This window comes from Sinorhizobium sp. NG07B (assembly GCF_002532005.1).
Lineage (GTDB): Bacteria > Pseudomonadota > Alphaproteobacteria > Rhizobiales > Rhizobiaceae > Sinorhizobium > Sinorhizobium fredii_C.
Map to the genome: position 1 here is coordinate 1,533,907 of NZ_NWTD01000001.1, position 18,559 is coordinate 1,552,465.

Annotated in this window: 13 protein-coding genes and 1 pseudogene; 10 read left to right on the forward strand and 4 right to left on the reverse strand. The window is 62.5% G+C overall.

Annotated elements, in window-relative coordinates; all coding sequences use genetic code 11:
- Nucleotides 1-142: 142 nt before the first annotated feature.
- Together recA and alaS are read left to right on the forward strand one after the other, a co-directional pair.
- Nucleotides 143-1,228, forward strand: a complete 1,086-nt coding sequence (gene recA, locus CO664_RS07360) for a recombinase RecA (protein ID WP_037424417.1) — start codon at nucleotides 143-145, stop codon at nucleotides 1,226-1,228.
- Nucleotides 1,229-1,453: 225 nt separating this feature from the next.
- On the forward strand, nucleotides 1,454-4,117 hold the full coding sequence (gene alaS, locus CO664_RS07365; protein ID WP_097538610.1) for an alanine--tRNA ligase: 2,664 nt from the start codon (nucleotides 1,454-1,456) through the stop codon (nucleotides 4,115-4,117).
- A gap of 48 nt (nucleotides 4,118-4,165) precedes the next feature.
- Here alaS and CO664_RS07370 read toward each other — a convergent pair whose 3' ends face one another.
- Nucleotides 4,166-5,824, reverse strand: a complete 1,659-nt coding sequence (locus CO664_RS07370; protein WP_097538286.1) for a SulP family inorganic anion transporter — start codon at nucleotides 5,822-5,824, stop codon at nucleotides 4,166-4,168.
- 170 nt (nucleotides 5,825-5,994) lie between these two features.
- Between CO664_RS07370 and CO664_RS07375 the strand changes: the two are divergent.
- A pseudogene (locus tag CO664_RS07375) lies at nucleotides 5,995-6,842 on the forward strand (AraC family transcriptional regulator).
- An 84-nt stretch (nucleotides 6,843-6,926) separates the two neighbouring features.
- Here CO664_RS07375 and CO664_RS07380 read toward each other — a convergent pair.
- Nucleotides 6,927-8,141 carry an NADP-dependent isocitrate dehydrogenase gene (locus CO664_RS07380; protein WP_037424426.1) on the reverse strand — a complete coding sequence of 405 codons (1,215 nt, stop codon included), beginning with the start codon at nucleotides 8,139-8,141 and terminating at the stop codon, nucleotides 6,927-6,929.
- 205 nt (nucleotides 8,142-8,346) lie between these two features.
- Between CO664_RS07380 and CO664_RS07385 the strand changes: the two genes are divergently transcribed.
- From CO664_RS07385 to CO664_RS07415, 7 genes are all read left to right on the forward strand, one after another.
- Complete coding sequence (locus CO664_RS07385; protein WP_037424428.1) at nucleotides 8,347-9,174, forward strand: RNA methyltransferase; 828 nt, start codon at nucleotides 8,347-8,349, stop codon at nucleotides 9,172-9,174.
- The gene (gene murI / locus CO664_RS07390; protein WP_097538287.1) at nucleotides 9,161-9,964 is read left to right on the forward strand and encodes a glutamate racemase; all 804 of its coding nucleotides are present in this window, start codon (nucleotides 9,161-9,163) and stop codon (nucleotides 9,962-9,964) included. Before CO664_RS07385 ends, murI begins: the two co-directional genes overlap by 14 nt.
- Nucleotides 9,965-10,380: 416 nt before the next feature.
- Complete coding sequence (locus CO664_RS07395) at nucleotides 10,381-11,895, forward strand: ATP-binding protein (protein ID WP_097538288.1); 1,515 nt, start codon at nucleotides 10,381-10,383, stop codon at nucleotides 11,893-11,895.
- A 255-nt stretch (nucleotides 11,896-12,150) separates the two neighbouring features.
- Nucleotides 12,151-12,768 carry a 30S ribosomal protein S4 gene (gene rpsD / locus CO664_RS07400; protein ID WP_018239866.1) on the forward strand — a complete coding sequence of 206 codons (618 nt, stop codon included), beginning with the start codon at nucleotides 12,151-12,153 and terminating at the stop codon, nucleotides 12,766-12,768.
- 94 nt (nucleotides 12,769-12,862) lie between these two features.
- Nucleotides 12,863-13,810, forward strand: a complete 948-nt coding sequence (locus tag CO664_RS07405) for a glutaminase (protein WP_097538289.1) — start codon at nucleotides 12,863-12,865, stop codon at nucleotides 13,808-13,810.
- Between the two features lie 245 nt (nucleotides 13,811-14,055).
- A complete protein-coding gene (gene ttcA / locus CO664_RS07410; protein WP_234820162.1) occupies nucleotides 14,056-14,916 on the forward strand; it encodes a tRNA 2-thiocytidine(32) synthetase TtcA in 861 nt (286 codons plus the stop codon).
- The gene (locus CO664_RS07415; RefSeq protein ID WP_097538291.1) at nucleotides 14,913-15,737 is read left to right on the forward strand and encodes an inositol monophosphatase; all 825 of its coding nucleotides are present in this window, start codon (nucleotides 14,913-14,915) and stop codon (nucleotides 15,735-15,737) included. Before ttcA ends, CO664_RS07415 begins: the two co-directional genes overlap by 4 nt.
- 63 nt (nucleotides 15,738-15,800) lie before the next feature.
- On the opposite strand, the gene CO664_RS07420 is transcribed toward CO664_RS07415, so the two are convergent.
- Together CO664_RS07420 and CO664_RS07425 are read right to left on the reverse strand one after the other, a co-directional pair.
- Nucleotides 15,801-17,114 carry a multidrug effflux MFS transporter gene (locus CO664_RS07420; RefSeq protein WP_097538292.1) on the reverse strand — a complete coding sequence of 438 codons (1,314 nt, stop codon included), beginning with the start codon at nucleotides 17,112-17,114 and terminating at the stop codon, nucleotides 15,801-15,803.
- Between the two features lie 64 nt (nucleotides 17,115-17,178).
- Nucleotides 17,179-18,417, reverse strand: coding sequence for a multidrug effflux MFS transporter (locus CO664_RS07425; RefSeq protein WP_097538611.1), 1,239 nt, complete (start codon nucleotides 18,415-18,417; stop codon nucleotides 17,179-17,181).
- Between the last annotated feature and the right edge of the window lie 142 nt (nucleotides 18,418-18,559).

The following is an 18,559-nucleotide window of genomic DNA, read 5'->3' on the forward strand; positions in this document are numbered from 1 at the left end:
GAACAGGAATCGAACACTCACAAGATACCTATTTTGATTCAGGGACTTGAAGTGCCATTGCCAAAATAGAACAAAGCATGTACAAAATCTCCTGCGGCGGCTTCATTGCCTCGATAGCTCCAATAACCTAAAGGTGGACCCAATGGCACAAAACTCTTTGCGGCTCGTAGAGGACAAATCGGTGGACAAAAGCAAGGCACTTGAAGCGGCTCTTTCCCAGATCGAACGTTCGTTCGGCAAGGGATCGATCATGAAGCTCGGATCGAAGGACAGCGTCGTCGAGATCGAAACCGTCTCGACCGGGTCGCTCGGCCTCGATATCGCGCTCGGCATCGGCGGCCTGCCGAAAGGCCGCATCATCGAGATTTACGGACCGGAAAGCTCGGGCAAGACGACCTTGGCGCTGCAGACCGTTGCCGAGGCACAGAAGAAGGGCGGCATCTGCGCCTTCGTCGACGCCGAACACGCGCTCGATCCGGTCTATGCGCGCAAGCTCGGCGTCGACCTCGAGAACCTCTTGATCTCGCAGCCCGACACGGGGGAGCAGGCGCTCGAAATCACCGACACGCTGGTTCGCTCCGGCGCGATCGACGTGCTTGTGGTCGACTCGGTGGCCGCGCTTGTGCCGCGTGCCGAAATCGAAGGCGAGATGGGCGACAGTCTGCCGGGCATGCAGGCCCGCCTGATGAGCCAGGCGCTGCGCAAGCTGACCGCGTCGATCTCCAAGTCCAACTGCATGGTGATCTTCATCAACCAGATCCGCATGAAGATCGGCGTGATGTTCGGCTCGCCGGAAACGACGACGGGCGGCAACGCACTGAAGTTCTACGCGTCGGTCCGCCTCGACATCCGCCGCATCGGCTCGGTCAAGGAGCGCGAGGAAGTCGTCGGCAACCAGACCCGCGTCAAGGTCGTCAAGAACAAGATGGCGCCGCCCTTCAAGCAGGTGGAGTTCGACATCATGTATGGCGAAGGCGTTTCCAAGACCGGCGAACTGATCGACCTCGGCGTCAAGGCCGGCATTGTCGAGAAGTCCGGCGCCTGGTTCTCCTACAACAGCCAGCGCCTGGGGCAGGGGCGTGAAAATGCCAAGCTGTTCCTGCGCGACAATCCCGATCTCGCTCGAGAAATCGAGATGGCCTTGCGGCAGAACGCCGGGCTGATTGCCGACCGGTTCCTGGAAAATGGCGGGCCGGAGAGCGAAGGCGACGAAGCGGCCGACATGTAAGAGCCAAACTTCAGTTTGCATGCCATCAACCGGCCGTCGATCAGATCGGCCGGTTTTTGCTGCCGTCTGGACAGCATGATATGCGGAAGATAAAAGCCTGTGGTTCCGGTGACGGCGTCATCGGCGAGGCGGCTATGCGTGGTAGACGCGGGGTTGAAGGAAAACGGCGCAATGCGCGGAAAACGCGCTGGGTTGCAGCCGGCATGTGCACAGATAGGACGCAAGATGAGCGGCGTGAATGAAATCCGGTCGATGTTTCTCGACTATTTCCGCAAGAACGGTCACGAAATCGTGCCGTCGAGCCCTCTGGTGCCGCGCAACGACCCGACCCTGATGTTCACCAATGCCGGCATGGTGCAGTTCAAGAACGTCTTCACCGGTCTCGAGCAGCGGCCCTATTCGACCGCGGCGACGGCGCAGAAATGCGTGCGCGCCGGCGGCAAGCACAACGACCTCGACAATGTCGGCTACACGGCCCGGCACCACACTTTCTTCGAGATGCTCGGCAACTTCTCCTTCGGCGATTATTTCAAGGAACGGGCGATCGAGCTCGCCTGGAGCCTGATCACCAAGGAATACGGGCTCGACGCCAAGCGCCTGCTCGTCACTGTCTACCATACCGACGACGAGGCATTTGACCTCTGGAAGAAGATCGCCGGCCTCAGCGACGAGCGCATCATTCGCATTCCGACCAGCGACAACTTCTGGGCGATGGGCGATACCGGCCCCTGCGGTCCCTGCTCGGAAATCTTCTACGACCACGGCGAGCAGATCTGGGGCGGCCCGCCCGGCTCGGCCGAGGAAGACGGCGACCGCTTCATCGAGATCTGGAACCTCGTCTTCATGCAATACGAGCAGGTCACCAAGGAAGAGCGGGTCAACCTGCCGCGGCCGTCGATCGACACCGGGATGGGTCTCGAGCGCGTCGCCGCCGTGCTGCAGGGCCAGCACGACAATTACGACATCGATCTGTTCCGCGCCCTGATCGCAGCCTCCGAGGAGGCGACCGGCGTCAAGGCGGAGGGCGATCGCCGCGCGAGCCACCGGGTCATCGCCGACCACCTGCGTTCCTCCGCTTTCCTGATCGCCGACGGCGTGCTGCCTTCCAACGAAGGCCGTGGCTATGTGCTACGCCGCATCATGCGCCGCGCCATGCGCCATGCGCAGCTGCTTGGCGCGCAGGAGCCGCTGATGTGGAAGCTGCTGCCGGCGCTTGTCGGCCAGATGGGCCGCGCCTATCCGGAACTGGTCCGGGCCGAGGCGCTGATTTCCGAAACGCTGAAGCTCGAAGAGACGCGCTTCCGCAAGACGCTCGAGCGAGGCCTGAACCTTTTGGCGGATGCTTCGGCGGGCCTTTCGGAAGGCGACCGGTTCGACGGCGAAACGGCCTTCAAGCTCTACGACACCTACGGCTTCCCGCTCGACCTGACCCAGGACGCGCTGCGGGCCAAGGGCATCACCGTCGACACGGATGCGTTTTCCACCGCCATGCAGCGGCAGAAGGCCGAAGCCCGCGCCAACTGGGCCGGTTCCGGCGAAGCGGCCACCGAGACGATCTGGTTCGAGCTCAAGGAAAAGCACGGCGCCACCGACTTCCTCGGCTACGACACGGAATCGGCTGAGGGTGTGATCCAGGCGATCGTCCGCGACGGTGCGGTCGTCGAGTCCGCCACCAAGGGCGAGACCGTCCAGCTGATCCTGAACCAGACGCCCTTCTACGGGGAATCCGGCGGCCAGATGGGTGACACGGGCGTCATTGCCACCGAAACGGGCAAGCTTGCGGTTACCGACACGCAGAAGCGCGGCGAAGGGCTATTCGTCCATTACGGAACCGTCTCGGAAGGCATCATCAAAAGGGGCGAGGCGGCCGCGCTTACCGTCGACCATGCCCGCCGTTCGCGCCTGCGCGCCAACCATTCGGCAACCCACCTGCTGCATGAGGCGCTGCGCGAGGTGCTTGGCACGCACGTGGCGCAAAAGGGCTCGCTCGTCGCCCCCGAGCGGCTGCGCTTCGACGTTTCGCATCCGAAACCGATGTCGGCCGAGGAGCTGAAGGTCGTCGAGGAAATGGCCAACGAGATCATCGTTCAGAACACGCCGGTGACCACGAGGCTAATGAGCGTCGACGATGCCATCGCCGAGGGTGCCATGGCGCTCTTCGGCGAAAAATACGGGGACGAGGTCCGAGTCGTGTCGATGGGCCAGGGCATTCGCGGCTCGAAGGCCGGAAAACCCTATTCGGTCGAGCTCTGCGGCGGCACGCACGTCTCCGCAACCGGCGACATCGGCCTTGTGCGCGTTGTCTCGGAAAGTGCCGTCGGCGCCGGCGTGCGGCGTATCGAGGCGCTGACCGGCGAAGCCGCGCGAGCCTACCTCAACGAACAGGATGAGCGCGTCAAGACGCTGGCATCGGCCCTGAAGGTCCAGCCCGCGGACGTCCTCGGGCGGGTCGAGGCGCTGCTCGACGAGCGGCGCAAGCTTGAACGCGAACTCACCGAGGCGAAGAAGAAGCTCGCCCTCGTCGGTGACGGCCAGAACGGCTCGGGCGACGCGGCCCGCGAGATCGGCGGCGTCCGCTTCCTCGGCAAGGTCATTTCCGGCGTCGAGCCGAAGGATCTGAAAAGCCTTGCCGACGATGGCAAGAAGTCGCTCGGTTCCGGCGTCGTCGCCTTCGTCGGCGTCTCGGGTGACGGCAAGGCGAGTGCGGTCGTGGCCGTCACCGACGACCTGACGTCCAAAGTTAGCGCCATCGATCTGGTGCGCGTCGCCTCGGCTGCGCTCGGCGGCAAGGGTGGCGGTGGGCGGCCGGACATGGCCCAGGCGGGCGGCCCGGACGGCGGACGCGCCGCCGAGGCGATCGAGGCGGTCGCCGTCGCGCTCGCCGGTTGAACGGCGCTGGTGCGGAAAGACGGAGAAAAGGGCGCTGCACGCCCTTTTTCATGCGCTCTTTTCGCCGCGGATGGTCTCGAGCGCCGCCGGGATCGAGCCGCGCATCAAGACACGCGGTGGACGCACGTGGTGTTGATAGAGGACGCGGCGAACCTGCGTATTGGCGCCAACGATGATGAAGCGCACGCCGAGCCTCTCCGCCTTGCGCAACGTCCCTTCGATGATGTTGGCGGCGGTCGAATCCATGAAGGGGACTTCGGAGCAGTCGAGAATGAAGTTTCGGCGCTGATCGGCGATCCGATCGAGCACCGCTGCAACGGTGGCTGCCGAGCCGAAGAAGAAGATGCCTGCAATCCGATAGATCACCGTTTCCGGATCATCGCCAATGACCGGGTGCTCTTCGTCGCGATTTCCCGATTGCAGCAGCTCAAGCGGCTTCATTTCACCGACTGAGATGCCTTTCGCCATTCGATTGATGAACAGGAGGGCGCCGAGCGCCACACCGATCACTATCCCCTCTGTCAGTTCGCGAAAGACAACGATGAAAAAGGTGGCCAGCAGCACGACAGCATCACCGTAGGACGACCGCAAGAGCGCCATGAAGGCCGGCTTTTCGATCATGTTCCAGGCGACGACGGCAAGCACGCCAGCGAGGGAAGCGAGCGGGATATAGCTTGCTAGCGGTGCGGCAAGCAGCATGAAGAGAAGGAGAAAGACTGAATGCAGCATGCCGGAAACGGGGCTAGTGCCTCCGGCGCGAACATTGGTTGCGGTGCGGGCAATGGTGCCGGTGACGCAGATGCCGCCGAAGAGCGCCGAACACAGATTGGCTATCCCCTGGGCAATCAACTCCATGCTGGATCGATGTCTGCGTCCCGTCATGCCATCAGCGACAACGGCCGAAAGCAGTGACTCGATCGCGCCGAGAAGAGCCAACGAGACCGCATCCGGGAACACCGCAACGGCTTTCTCAAGGGAGAAAGGCGGCAAGGTCGGAAGCGGCAGTCCGCGCGGAATACCGCCGAAGCGAGTGCCGATCGTGTCCGTCGGCAGGTGCAGGACGGCGACGAGGACCGATGCGGCGCCGACGGCGATGAGCATTCCGGGCCAATGCGGCCGCAACCGGCGCAGCGCGAGAATGATGCCGACGGTCAGGGTGGCGGTCAGCACCGCGGCCCGATTGACCGTATCGGCGGACCGGCCGAGTGCCGCGATCTTTTCAACAATCGGCCCCGGTTCGCTGCCTGGTAACGTCAGCCCGAAAAGGTCGCGCAACTGGCTGGCAAAGATGATCACAGCAATCCCGGCCGTGAAGCCGACCGTGACGGGGTAGGGGATGAACTTGATGTACTGTCCGAGGCGCAAGTAGCCGGCCGCAACGAGCATGAGGCCGGCCATCGCAGTCGCAAGCAACAGGCCGTCGATACCATGCCGGGCGCCGGTCGCAGCGACGAGAACGATGAAGGCACCGGCCGGACCGCCAATCTGGACCCGGCTGCCGCCGAGGAGCGAAACGAGAAATCCGCCGACGATTGCGGTATAGAGCCCGCGATCGGGTGTTACGCCGGAGGCGATCGCAATGGCCATTGAAAGCGGTAGGGCGACGATGGCGACGGTCAGGCCGGCCAAAGCGTCCGCTTTCAGCCTGGCGCGGCCGTATCCCTCGGCGATCACGCTGACAGTTTTTGGGATAAGAGAATCGGGCATCGGCGAAACTTTCGAGATCCGCCACGTTTGCTGGATGGTACGTGCCGGGCATTCTCAGCCTATCTGAGTCGCCATGCCGCACAAGCTGAGCGGGCAGCATTCAGGTCAGCAGGATTCGTCAATTCGATCTGTGGTTTGAACGTGGTCGAGCGAAGCGCGAAAGGTTCGATATGGCGGGCGGTGCATGGGCGACATATGAGAGGCGGCTTCACCACGTCTCGGCCTATTTCTACGGGCATCTCGATGAAGAGCTGAATCTCGACGGCTGTCGGAGATCGCCTGTCTTTCGCCGCACCATTGGCACCGCATCTACAGGGCGGTGCATGGCGAAACCTTGGCGGCGACCGTCAAGCGATTGCGGCTGCAACGGGCAGCGGCAGAACTTGTCCAGACCGGTCTTTCAGTCGAAGCGATCGCGCGACGCTCTGGCTACCCGAATGTTCAATCCTTCAACCGCACCTTCAGGGCCGTCTATGGTCTTCCGCCGGCGCGCTACAGGAAGGAGGGGAGCCACAAGGCCTTTGAAACCGCTTCCATGGAAGGAAATGCTGTCATGTACGATGTTGACTTGAGGACCATAGAGCCTCTGACCCTGGCGGGTGTTGCCCATTCTGGTTCCCATATGGGCATCGGAGAAGCGTTCGAAACGCTTTACGCCACCCTCTTCGCGCGGAACCTGTTTCGGCCGGACATGGAGATGATCGGAATCTACCTGGATGACCCGGAACTGGTGGAGACGGACAAGCTCCGATCGTTCGCCTGCGTGACGGCCAACGGCGAGCAGGCGGCCGAGGCGCCGCTTACGCTGCAAGGGATTGACGGCGGGCACTATGCCGTGCTGCGGCACAAGGGCCCCTATGCCGACATGCCAAAGGCCTATCAATGGCTCTATGGGACTTGGCTGCCGAATTCCGGCCGCGAGATCCGCGACAGCGTCATGTTCGAGAAGTATCTGAACAACCCGCGCGAAGTGGCCCCGACCGAGCTGCTTACGGAAATCTATCTGCCGCTCAAGTGACTTGGCCCCGTTTCACTTCGACGCTTCAAACAAGAAACCCGGCACAAGGCCGGGTTTCGTAGTTGTGGCTGTCGGGCTGGCCGCCTAGGCGGCCATTGCTTTCTTGAGGTTCTCGTCGATCTTGTCGAGGAAGCCGGTGGTCGAGAGCCACGGCTGGTCGGGACCGATCAGCAGCGCCAGGTCCTTGGTCATGAAGCCGGCCTCGACCGTCTCGACGCAGACGCGCTCCAGCGTCTCGGAGAACTTCGCCAGTTCGGCATTGCCGTCGAGCTTGGCGCGGTGCGCCAGACCGCGGGTCCAGGCGAAGATCGAGGCGATCGAGTTGGTCGAGGTTTCCTCGCCCTTCTGGTGCTGGCGGTAGTGGCGGGTCACCGTGCCGTGCGCGGCTTCCGCTTCGACCGTCTTGCCGTCCGGGGTCATCAGCACCGAGGTCATCAGGCCGAGCGAGCCGAAGCCCTGGGCGACGATGTCCGACTGCACGTCGCCGTCATAGTTCTTGCAGGCCCAGACGTAGCCGCCGGACCACTTGAGCGCCGAGGCGACCATGTCGTCGATCAGGCGGTGTTCGTACCAGAGCTTGGCGGCCTTGAACTCTTCGGCGAATTCCTCGTCGAACACCTTCTGGAAGATGTCCTTGAAGCGGCCGTCATAGGCTTTCAGGATAGTGTTCTTGGTCGAGAGATAGACCGGCACCTTGCGCTGCAGGCCGTAGTTGAACGAGGCGCGGGCGAATTCGGTGATCGATTCGTCGAGGTTGTACATCGCCATCGCAACGCCGGCGCCGGGGGCCTCATAGACGTCGTGTTCGATCGTCTGGCCGTCGTCGCCGACGAACTTGATCGACAGCTTGCCCTTGCCCGGGAACTTGAAGTCGGTGGCGCGATACTGGTCGCCGAAGGCGTGGCGGCCGACGATGATCGGTTTGGTCCAGCCGGGGACGAGGCGCGGGACGTTCTTGCAGATGATCGGTTCGCGGAAGATGACGCCGCCGAGGATATTGCGGATCGTGCCGTTCGGCGACTTCCACATTTTCTTCAGGTTGAATTCCTCGACGCGTGCTTCATCCGGCGTGATCGTTGCGCACTTGACGCCGACGCCGTGCTTCTTGATGGCGTTCGCGGCATCGATCGTCACCTGGTCTTCGGTCGCATCGCGGTTTTCGACGCTGAGGTCGTAATATTCCAGATCGAGGTCGAGATAGGGATGGATCAGCTTGTCCTTGATGAACTGCCAGATGATGCGGGTCATCTCATCGCCGTCGAGCTCGACGACCGGATTGGCGACCTTGATCTTTGCCATGAATATGCCTCGTGCTTTCTGAGACGCCGTGGCCGACGCCCCTCCGGTGGAAAAATCCACAGCCCTATAGCACTGTGGACCGGCAAGGCAAAGCATAGTTGGCCGAAACTTTGGGTCAGCAAAGGCCTCGCCGACTTTGGTGTCCCGGCTTTAATTTCCAAGGTTTTTGTGCGAGGGAAGCGGCGAATAGAGGCAAGGTATCATAATGGCAGGCACGAACAGCGAGCGCGAACTCTTGACGGAGGGGCCGGCGATCATTCTCGCTTACCCTCAGCTGGGCGAGAACATCGGCATGGTTGCTCGCGCCATGGCGAATTTCGGGCTTTCGGAACTGCGTCTCGTCAATCCGCGCGACGGTTGGCCGAGTGAGAAGGCGCGCTCGGCGGCGAGCCGAGCCGATCATGTGATCGACGGGGCCAAACTCTATAACACGCTAGAGGAGGCAATCGCCGACCTCAACTTCGTCTACGCCACCACAGCCCGCGATCGGGATGGCTACAAGCCGGTGCGTTCGCCGATCGTTGCCGCCCGCTCGCTCCGCCAGCGCTTCAAGGTCGGGGAGGCGGTCGGCATCATCTTCGGCCGCGAGCGTACCGGACTGACCAATGAGGAGGTGGCGCTCGCAGACGAGATTGTAACCTTCCCCGTCAATCCCGCCTTCGCCTCGCTCAATCTTGCCCAGGCCGTGCTGCTGATGTCCTATGAGTGGATGAAGACCGGCATGGAGTCCGAGGAGGAGACCTCGTTCCAGGCGATCGAGCAGCGGCCGGCCACGAAGGAACATCTTCAGGGGCTGTTCGAACATCTCGAGGGGGCGCTCGAGGCGCGCAATTACTTTCGCTCCGCCGATAAAAAACCGAAATTGGTGGAAAATCTCCGCGCTGTTCTGACGAGGCCTTCCTTCAGCGAATCCGAAATCCAGGTGCTGCGCGGCGTCATCTCATCGCTCGACCGCTTCACGCGCGAAAACCCGCGCGGCTCGGGCGCACCGGCCGGAGGCAGGAAGGGGCAAGGCGGCGGTGACGACGACTGAGCTCAAACCCATTCTCATCTTCGACAGCGGCATCGGCGGTCTGACGGTGCTGCGCGAGGCGCGCGTGCTGATGCCGGAGCGGCACTTCATCTATGTCGCCGACGATGCCGGCTTTCCCTATGGCGGATGGGAGGAGGGGGCGCTAAAGGTGCGGGTGATCGCGCTCTTTGGCGACTTGCTCAGAGAGCACGATCCGGAAATCTGCGTCATCGCCTGCAATACCGCCTTCACACTGGTCGGAGCGGATTTGCGCGCCGCCTATCCGCAAATGACCTTCGTCGGCACGGTGCCGGCGATCAAGCCGGCGGCCGAGCGGACGCGTTCGGGACTGGTCTCGGTTCTGGCAACGCCCGGAACGGTGAAGCGCGCCTATACGCGCGATCTCATCCAATCCTTCGCCTCGCAGTGCCATGTGCGCTTGGTCGGTTCGGAGAACCTGGCACGCATGTCGGAAGCCTATATCCGCGGCGACAAGCTGGAGGACGAGGCGGTGCTGGCGGAGATCGCCCCCTGCTTTGTCGAAATGGACGATCGGAAGACCGACATCGTCGTGCTCGCCTGCACGCATTATCCGTTCATGGCGAATGTCTTCCGGCGGCTGGCGCCCTGGCCGGTCGACTGGCTGGATCCGGCCGAGGCAATCGCGCGGCGGGCGCGTTCGCTCGTGCCGTTGCCGAACGGTTTCGAACCGTTGAACGGCGAGGATCCGGCGATCTTCACCTCCGGCAGGCCCGATTTCGCCACGCGGCGGCTGATGCAGGGCTTTGGGCTCACCGTGCGTTCCGCATGAGCGTCAGAACGCCGTCGGCAGGATGAAGGCGGCGGCCGCCAGCACGATCGCAATCGCAAGGGCAAGGCTGATTCACGAGCGCCGCGCTTCCGCCGGCGAAATGACGCGATAGGGGGTCTTGCCCGCCTCGCGCAATTGCTTGTCGAACTGAAAGTGGTTCTCGGTGTCGTATTGAGACATCAGCTTCCTTGCATCCTGTCTGGGACTATCATCAGGCGACTCCAGTGAATAGGAGGGGATCTGCCCGCTTTCAACTTTTGCGATCTTTTTCCAGGGAACCAATTTTTGCTGGGTCGCACGCGTATTCCTGTGAGTTGTCTGAATAGCGGCCCTGACCGGAGCCAAAACCGTGCTAGGTGTCGCTGGTTTTGGCGCTCCCGGCGGATCGCGAATCAATTCGTGACGAAGAGGTGGGAATGAAAGTCGGCATCGACATGGGAACGACGTCCGAAGGGACTTCGGCCTCGCTCGATATCGAAGAGCTTCTCGCGACGCGACTCCTGGTGCAGGGCAATTCAGGCTCGGGCAAGTCGCATCTGTTGCGCCGGCTGCTTGAGCAGTCCGCCCCTTGGGTGCAGCAGTGCATCATCGACCCAGAAGGCGATTTCGTGACCCTTGCCGACAAGTTCGGTCATGTGGTGATCGAGGGCGAGCGGACGGATGCGGAATTGATCGGCATCGCCACGCGCATCCGCCAGCACCGCGTCTCGTGCGTCCTTTCGCTCGAGGGACTCGACATTGAGCAGCAGATGCGCAGCGCCGGCGTGTTCCTGAACGCGATGTTCGATGCGGATCGCGACTATTGGTATCCCGTCCTGGTCGTCGTCGACGAGGCGCAGATGTTCGCGCCCTCGGTCGGTGGCGATGTTTCGGAAGAGGCGCGCAAGGTGTCGCTCGGGGCGATGACCAACCTGATGTGCCGCGGCCGTAAGCGCGGACTGGCCGGCGTGATTGCCACCCAGCGCCTGGCGAAGCTTGCCAAAAACGTCGCGGCGGAAGCGTCGAACTTCCTGATGGGGCGCACCTTCCTCGATATCGACATGCAGCGCGCCGCCGACCTGCTCGGCATGGACCGTCGCACGGCCGAAATGTTCCGCGACCTGAAGCGTGGCTCCTTCGTAGCGCTCGGCCCGGCGCTTTCCCGCCGGCCGCTGAAGGTGACGATCGGATCGGTCGAGACGTCGGCGCGCTCGACGAGCCCGAAGCTGATGCCGCTGCCGGAGGCGCCGCAGGATGTCGAGGACCTGATCTTCACGCCCGATCCGGAAGAATGGAGCCGACCCATTGTCCGACGTGCGGCGCCCCAGCCGCGGCCCGCCAGCGATATTCTCGCGGAACTGTCGCGGCCGCGGCCGGAATCTCAGACACCGGTCGAGGCGAAGCCCGCCCAGCCGGAACTCTCCGCCGAGGAGCGGGAGGCGTTGATCGATGGCGTGTTCGCCGAGATTCTTGCAAACCCGGAAGCGGCGTTCCGGCCCGACGCCGAGCTGTACCAGGATTTCCTGGTTCGCTGCCGCATCCGCCGTGTGCCAGGCTCCGCGCCGTCACTCGGTGTTTTTCGGCGCAAGATGGCCGTGGCGCGCTCGGGGGTGGATCCCGAAACGGCTGCGACTGAAGCCTGGGCATCGGCTCTTGGGCTCGCCGATCGGGTGACGGAGGACCTGCAGGGCGTCTTCCTGATGATGGCGCAGGCGGCCGTGCGTGGCGCTCCCTGTCCTTCTGACGCGATGATCGCGCGTGCTTACGGCACGCATTCCGCCCGGCGGGCGCGACGGTTGCTCGGCTATTTCGAAGAGCAGGGGCTGATCGTCGTGCATGCGGATTTCGCTGGCAAACGAATCGTCGCTTTCCCTGACCTCGGCAAAGAGACCCGTCCGGGTGATGCGAATGCGCCGGAAGCCGGCATGTCGGAGCGCGCGGCCGCGGAGTGATTTTTTCGGAACGGGGATTGGCGGAAATCCCTGCGTTTCTTGCGTAAATCTGTTTGACAATTCCCCGCCCAATGCGTAAAGACCCGCCCAACGCCGGGCAGCGATGCCCGGTGTTTCATTTGACATGTCCCGTGGTTTCTCCGGCAGCGTGATCGTGAGAAGCCTGTCAGAACTCCCAAAATGAGTTCAGAGGAGGGCGTGTTTCCTTGATCCGGCTTGGCAACAGACCGGTGTAACCGATTGAAAGGAAATGCGATGAGCAAGCGCGAATCGTCCAAGTATAAAATTGACCGCCGCATGGGCGAGAACATCTGGGGTCGCCCGAAGTCCCCGGTCAACCGCCGCGAATACGGCCCGGGCCAGCACGGTCAGCGCCGCAAGTCGAAGCTTTCCGACTTCGGCGTGCAGCTGCGCGCCAAGCAGAAGCTGAAGGGCTACTACGGCGACATCCGTGAAAAACAGTTCCGTGCGATCTTCGCCGAAGCTTCCCGCCGCAAGGGCGACACCCCGGAAAACCTGATCGGCCTGCTTGAATCGCGCCTCGACGCGATCGTCTACCGCGCCAAGTTCGTTCCGACCGTCTTTGCCGCCCGCCAGTTCGTCAACCATGGCCACGTCAAGGTCAACGGCGTTCGCGTCAACATCGGTTCCTACCGTTGCAAGCCGGGCGACGTCATCGAAGTCAAGGACAAGTCCAAGCAGCTCGTTACGGTTCTCGAATCCGTTCAGCTCGCTGAGCGCGACGTTCCGGATTATATCGAAGCCGATCACAACAAGATGGTCGCGACCTTCGTCCGCGTTCCGGCTCTGACCGACGTTCCCTATCCGGTCGTCATGGAGCCGCACCTGGTCGTCGAATTCTATTCGCGTTAATCCGGGCTCGGCCTCGTGAATTCGAAAACCGCCCGGAGACGGGCGGTTTTTTTGTAGAAAACTGCCGGAGCGACCCAAGATCGAGGAGTGCCGCATGCCGGAGCAGAAAGCGCCTCAGGATCTGCAACAGATCCTCGACGACATCTATCGCGAGCTGACGCCGCGGCTGGGCGAGGGCAAGGTTGCCGACTATATTCCCCAGCTTGCCCGCATAAATCCCCAGCATTTCGGCATGGCGATCGTCACGACGGGCGGTGATGTGCATCGGGTCGGCGATGCGGAAGTGCCGTTCTCGATCCAGAGCATTTCGAAGGTCTTCACGCTGACGCTGGCGCTCGGCAAGCATGGCGAGAATATCTGGCATCGGGTCGGCCGCGAACCCTCCGGGTCGGCCTTCAATTCGATCGTGCAACTCGAACACGAGGGTGGAAAGCCGCGCAACCCCTTCATCAATGCGGGGGCGATCACGATCAGCGACCTGATCCTCGCCGGCCACACGCCGAGGGAACTGATAGGCGAGATCGTGCGCTTCGTCCGTTACTTGGCCGACGACGAGAACATTGTCATCGACCACGAGGTTGCCCGCTCCGAGACGGCCACCGGCTTCCGCAATTTCGCGCTCGCCAGTTTCATGCGCTCCTTCGGACGGCTCGACCATCCGGTCGAGCATGTGCTCGGCGTCTATTTCCACCACTGTGCGCTCGCCATGACCTGCAGCCAGCTGGCGAAGGCGGGCCTTTTTCTGGCGGCGGGCGGCACCAATTCGTTGACCGGCCATTCCGTCGTATCGCGCCTGCGGGCCCGGCGCATCAATGCGCTGATGCTCACCTGCGGCCACTATGACGGATCCGGTGACTTTGCCTATCGCGTCGGTCTGCCCGGCAAGAGCGGCGTCGGCGGCGGCATCATGGCGGTCGCGCCCGGCAAAGCCTCGATTGCCGTGTGGTCGCCGGGCCTCAACGAGAACGGCAATTCGCTCCTGGGCTCGCTGGCGCTCGAGATGCTCGCGGCGCGTACCGGCTGGTCGGTATTTGGGCCGTGAGCGTCTGAGGGTGCCCCTCATGCCGCTGCCGTGACCTCCGCCCCGCGTGCGGGGAGAGGGCTACGGTGAGGGGCAATTTCGCTGAGGTTGAGGGCTCGATTCCTGCAATTCATTGCGCCGCCGCCCCTTTTCCCTTGATCTTCGGTACCAGACCGGGCAAGTGGTTCGGGCCTTTGGGCGGACCTATTTCGCCCTCAGAATCCGAGACTACCGCCATGGAACTCTCACTATCGCCTGAGCGCGAGATGATGGACGCTGCTCCCAATGCGGAAGACGCCGTTCTCGACACCGGTGCTCATCCGCTGTTCGCGCGGATGCCGACCTCCGTCTCCTTCAACAAGCTGAGAAAGCGCCTGCTGCGCCAAGTGCGTCAGGCTTTCGACGACTTCGGCATGCTGAAAGGGTCGAAGCGCTGGCTCGTCGGCGTTTCCGGAGGCAAGGACAGCTACAGCCTCTTGGCGCTGCTGATGGATCTGCAGTGGCGCGGGCTTCTGCCGGTCGAGCTCATTGCCTGCAATCTCGACCAGGGCCAGCCGAACTTTCCGAAACACATCCTGCCGGACTATCTCGCCTCGATCGGCGTCAGGCACCGGATCGAATATCGCGATACCTATTCGGTCGTGAAGGAGAAGGTGCCGACGGGCGCCACCTATTGCTCGCTCTGTTCCAGGCTGAGGCGCGGCAACCTCTACCGTGTCGCGCGGGAGGAGGGCTGCGATGCCCTGGTGCTCGGGCACCATCGCGAGGACATTCTCGAAACCTTCTTCATGAACCTCTTACATGGCGGCCGCCTGGCGTCGATGCCGGCGAAGCTTCTCAATGACGAGGGCGACCTGACGGTCCTGCGGCCGCTTGCCTATGCGGCCGAGGACGATCTCGCGAAATTCGCCGCAGCGATGGAGTTCCCGATCATCCCGTGCGATCTCTGCGGCTCGCAGGACGGTCTCGAGCGCAATGCCATGAAGGGGATGCTTGCCGACATCGAGCGGCGCATGCCCGGCCGCAAGGACACGATGCTGCGCGCGCTCGGCCATGTGAACCCGTCGCACCTGCTGGATCCAAAACTGTTCGATTTCCAGTCCCTTTCTTCGGAGCCCACAGAATGAGCCAGTCCGTCGATATCGCCGCCCTTGCCAACCTTTTGCAGGAGGCGGCGGTGAAGGAAATCCTGCCTCGCTTCCGGAATCTGGAATCGGGCGATGTGCGGACGAAGTCCGAGGCGATCGATCTTGTGACGGAAGGCGACGAGGCTGCCGAGAGGCTGATCAAGGCGAAGATCGACGCGATCGCGCCTGGCGCAGTCTTCATCGGGGAAGAGTCGGTCGCGGCCGATCCCGCTCTCCTCGACAAGCTGGCGGATGCCGAGCTTGCCATTGTCGTCGATCCGATCGACGGGACCTTCAACTTTGCCGCCGGCCTGCCGCTCTTCGGGGTGATGGCGAGCGTCGTCGCCAAAGGCGAGACCGTTGCGGGCATCATCTACGATCCGCTCGGCAATGATTGGGTAATTGCCGAGAAAGGTTCCGGCGCTTGGATGTGCCGGCCGAACGGGTCGCAGGAGAGGCTGTCGGTCACGGCCGGCGTGCCGCTTGGCAGCATGGTCGGCGGCGCCTCGACGGCATTCTACCAGGAAGACGACCGCCGGATCGTCATGGGCAATTTGGCCAAGGTGAGGATCGCCACAAGCTACCGCTGCGCCGCGCATGAATACCGCATCTTCGCAGCCGGCCATCTGCACTTCCTGATGTACCAGAAGCTCATGCCGTGGGATCACCTTGCCGGCACGCTGATCGCCGAAGAGGCCGGCGCCTATGCGGCCCGCTTCGACGGATCGCGCTATCTGCCGGCCCACACCAATGGCGGGCTGCTTCTCGCCACCGACAAGGAAAGCTGGGAGGCGCTGCGGCGCGAGGTTTTCACCGTCTGATCAAGGACGTTACAGGCGTCACAATAGAGAAAGCCCGCCCGGATCGCCGAGCGGGCTTTGTTGTTACATATGTCCGCCACCGTGATCGGGACCGGCGATCTGGTCGCCGGGATGGGTGAAGAGCTTTCCCTTTTCCGCCCAGAGCGTAGCGGCAATGGTCAGAAGTCCGAAGAGCGCGAATCCGCCGAGCAAGGGCTGCAGCGTTCCGTTGAAAAGCTGGCCGACGGCGCTGCCGATGAGGGCGCCGGCCGTCGTCGAGATGAAGCCGGTAATCGCGGTGGCCGTGCCGGCGAGATGGCCCATCGGCTCGAGGCTGATCGCCGTGAAATTGGTGGCGATCACGGCAAAGAACATCAGCAGCACCGAGAACATCACGTAGCTGACGACGAAGGCCGGCGTGCCGGCCAGCGACAGCGCGTAACCCGCGGCCGCAAGCAGCGTGAACAGGATCAGTGCGGCATGCGAGATGCGACGCATGCCGAAGCTGCGGACAAAAAAACCGTTGGCAAAGTTTGCCACAGCGATGCCGCCGGCCGTTCCGGCAAAGGCGATCGGCAGCCAGTCGGCGAGACCGTAAATTTCGCCGAAGACCTGCTGCACGCTGACGATGTAGGCGCAGATGACCGCCGTGAACAGCGTCAGGCCGATCATGTAACCGCAGGTGATGCGGTTCGTCAGGACCGTACGGAAGCCTGAAAGAATAGCGCCGAACGAGAGCGGCAGGCGCTCCTTGGCAGGGAGCGACTCCGACATGCGAGTCAGCGCCAAAAAGAAAAGAACGAGGCCGATCACGCCGATCAGAATGAAGATCCAGTGCCAATCGGCATAGACGATGACAACCTGTCCAAGCGAGGGAGCGACGATCGGCACGATCATGAAGACGATCATCACATAGGACATGACGCGTGCCATCTCGCGGCCGCCGAAACAGTCGCGGACAATCGCCATGGTGGTGATGCGCACCGCCGCGGCACCGATGCCCTGGATGAAGCGCAGCACCAGCAGCGCCTCGAAGCTCGTCGCCTGCGAGGCGGCGAAGCTCGAGATGGTGAAGAAGGCCAAGCCGCCGAGCAGCACCACGCGGCGGCCGAAGGCATCGGAAAGGCTGCCGAAGAAAATCTGCGAAAAGCCGAAACCGAGGAAGAATATGCCGATGACGAGCTGCGCGTCGTTGGCATTGGTAACGTCGAACGACTGGCCGATGCTCGAAAGCGCCGGCAGCATGCTGTCGATCGCGAGCGCCACGCTTGCCGTCATCACGGCAATCGTCACGATGAATTCGACGAGGCCCATTCCGATATGAGCCGCACCCGAAACCGAGTTGGTATCATCCGGTTGTTGTCGGGCGTTGAGGGTGTCTTCTGAGATGGAAGTCATTGAAATATCCACAATAGCAGATTTGGGAGGAACAATCCGGCCGTCGCGCCACACCGGCATCCGGCTAGCCGGCAGGATTGTGCGGTTTGAAAAGCCGGCCGCCTTCTGCAAACAGCACAAAGACGAGGGCAAGGACGCCGACGGCAAAGAAGCCGACGGCGAGCGGTGTCACAGTGCCGTCGAAGGCCTGGCCGATGACGGCGCCGATGACCCCGCCGGTGATCGTCTGGACGAAGCCGAGAACCGACGAGGCGGTACCGGCCACATGCCCGAGTGGCTCCATGGCCATGGCGTTGAAGTTGGCAAAGATCACCCCGAACTGGAACATTGCCGCGGCGTAGAGGACCACGAAAATCGGTAGCGGCAGCGGTCCCGCGAGCGATGCACACATCCAGACGAAGCTCGCCAGGGTGAAGCCGAGAAGGGCGGCATGCGAGAGTGCCCGCATGCCGAACCGCCGCACGAGACGCGAATTGGTGAAGGAGGCGACCGCCATGAGTCCGGCAAAGCCCGCGAAGACGACCGGGAACCACACGCCGAGACCATAGATGCCGACGAGGACCTGCTGTGCCGAATTGATGAAGCCGAAGAGCGCGCCGAAGATCACGGACGTCGCCAGCGTATAGAACAGCGCCATCCGGTTCGTCACGACGATACGAAAGCCCTCCAGAATCGCAGACGCTGTGAACGGGCGTCGGTTTTCAGGAGCCAAGGTCTCCCGCAGGCGAACTGCGACGGGCGCCGCGACGGCAAGCGCGTAGAACGCGATCACGACGAAGATCATGTGCCATTCCGCAAAGATCATGATCAATTGGCCGATGCTCGGGGCGATCACCGGGACGATCATGAACACCATCATGACCAGCGACATGATCTCCGCCATTTGACGGCCGCCATAGATGTCACGCACGACGGATACGGTCACGACGCGAATGGCGGCCGCGCCGACGCCCTGCACGAAGCGGAAGAACAGCAGCGCGGCGAATGTCGGCACGAAGACGATCGCGATCGCGCTCAGGGCATAGAGCGCCAGCCCGCCGAGGAGCGGCGCCTTCCGCCCGAAGCGATCGGAAAGCGGTCCGAAGAAAAGCTGTGCGAAACCCATGCCGAACAGATAGGCGGACAGGATATATTGGCGGTCGTTTTCGTCGCTGACGCCGAGGCTTGCACCAATTTCCTGCAGCCCCGGCAGCATGATGTCGATCGAAATCGCATTGATGGACATCAGCATCGCCATCAGGGCGATGAACTGGGTCTTGGTGAGGCCGGAAAGCGTCGCCGCTTGATCTATCGGTTTTGTCATTTCGGGAATCCCGCTGACCGTCCGCTCGGCGTCCGGCACAGAATGCGCCGCTGATATCGAGGGCGCAGAGTTCATCAATACTTTGATCGGTCTGTGAAATTTCAGGTCGAAGTCGAGCCTGCGCCGACGTCGATGCTATGAG

What these genes read in the sequence shown, in the direction of transcription:
- CO664_RS07420 (WP_097538292.1), bottom strand. Translation starts at nt 17,114, where the DNA reads ATGACTTCCATCTCAGAAGACACCCTCAACGCCCGACAACAACCGGAT.
- CO664_RS07405 (WP_097538289.1), top strand. Translation starts at nt 12,863, where the DNA reads ATGCCGGAGCAGAAAGCGCCTCAGGATCTGCAACAGATCCTCGACGAC.
- CO664_RS07370 (WP_097538286.1), bottom strand. Translation starts at nt 5,824, where the DNA reads ATGCCCGATTCTCTTATCCCAAAAACTGTCAGCGTGATCGCCGAGGGA.
- alaS (WP_097538610.1), top strand. Translation starts at nt 1,454, where the DNA reads ATGAGCGGCGTGAATGAAATCCGGTCGATGTTTCTCGACTATTTCCGC.
- CO664_RS07415 (WP_097538291.1), top strand. Translation starts at nt 14,913, where the DNA reads ATGAGCCAGTCCGTCGATATCGCCGCCCTTGCCAACCTTTTGCAGGAG.
- CO664_RS07385 (WP_037424428.1), top strand. Translation starts at nt 8,347, where the DNA reads ATGGCAGGCACGAACAGCGAGCGCGAACTCTTGACGGAGGGGCCGGCG.
- CO664_RS07425 (WP_097538611.1), bottom strand. Translation starts at nt 18,417, where the DNA reads ATGACAAAACCGATAGATCAAGCGGCGACGCTTTCCGGCCTCACCAAG.
- CO664_RS07395 (WP_097538288.1), top strand. Translation starts at nt 10,381, where the DNA reads ATGAAAGTCGGCATCGACATGGGAACGACGTCCGAAGGGACTTCGGCC.
- rpsD (WP_018239866.1), top strand. Translation starts at nt 12,151, where the DNA reads ATGAGCAAGCGCGAATCGTCCAAGTATAAAATTGACCGCCGCATGGGC.
- recA (WP_037424417.1), top strand. Translation starts at nt 143, where the DNA reads ATGGCACAAAACTCTTTGCGGCTCGTAGAGGACAAATCGGTGGACAAA.
- CO664_RS07380 (WP_037424426.1), bottom strand. Translation starts at nt 8,141, where the DNA reads ATGGCAAAGATCAAGGTCGCCAATCCGGTCGTCGAGCTCGACGGCGAT.
- ttcA (WP_234820162.1), top strand. Translation starts at nt 14,056, where the DNA reads ATGATGGACGCTGCTCCCAATGCGGAAGACGCCGTTCTCGACACCGGT.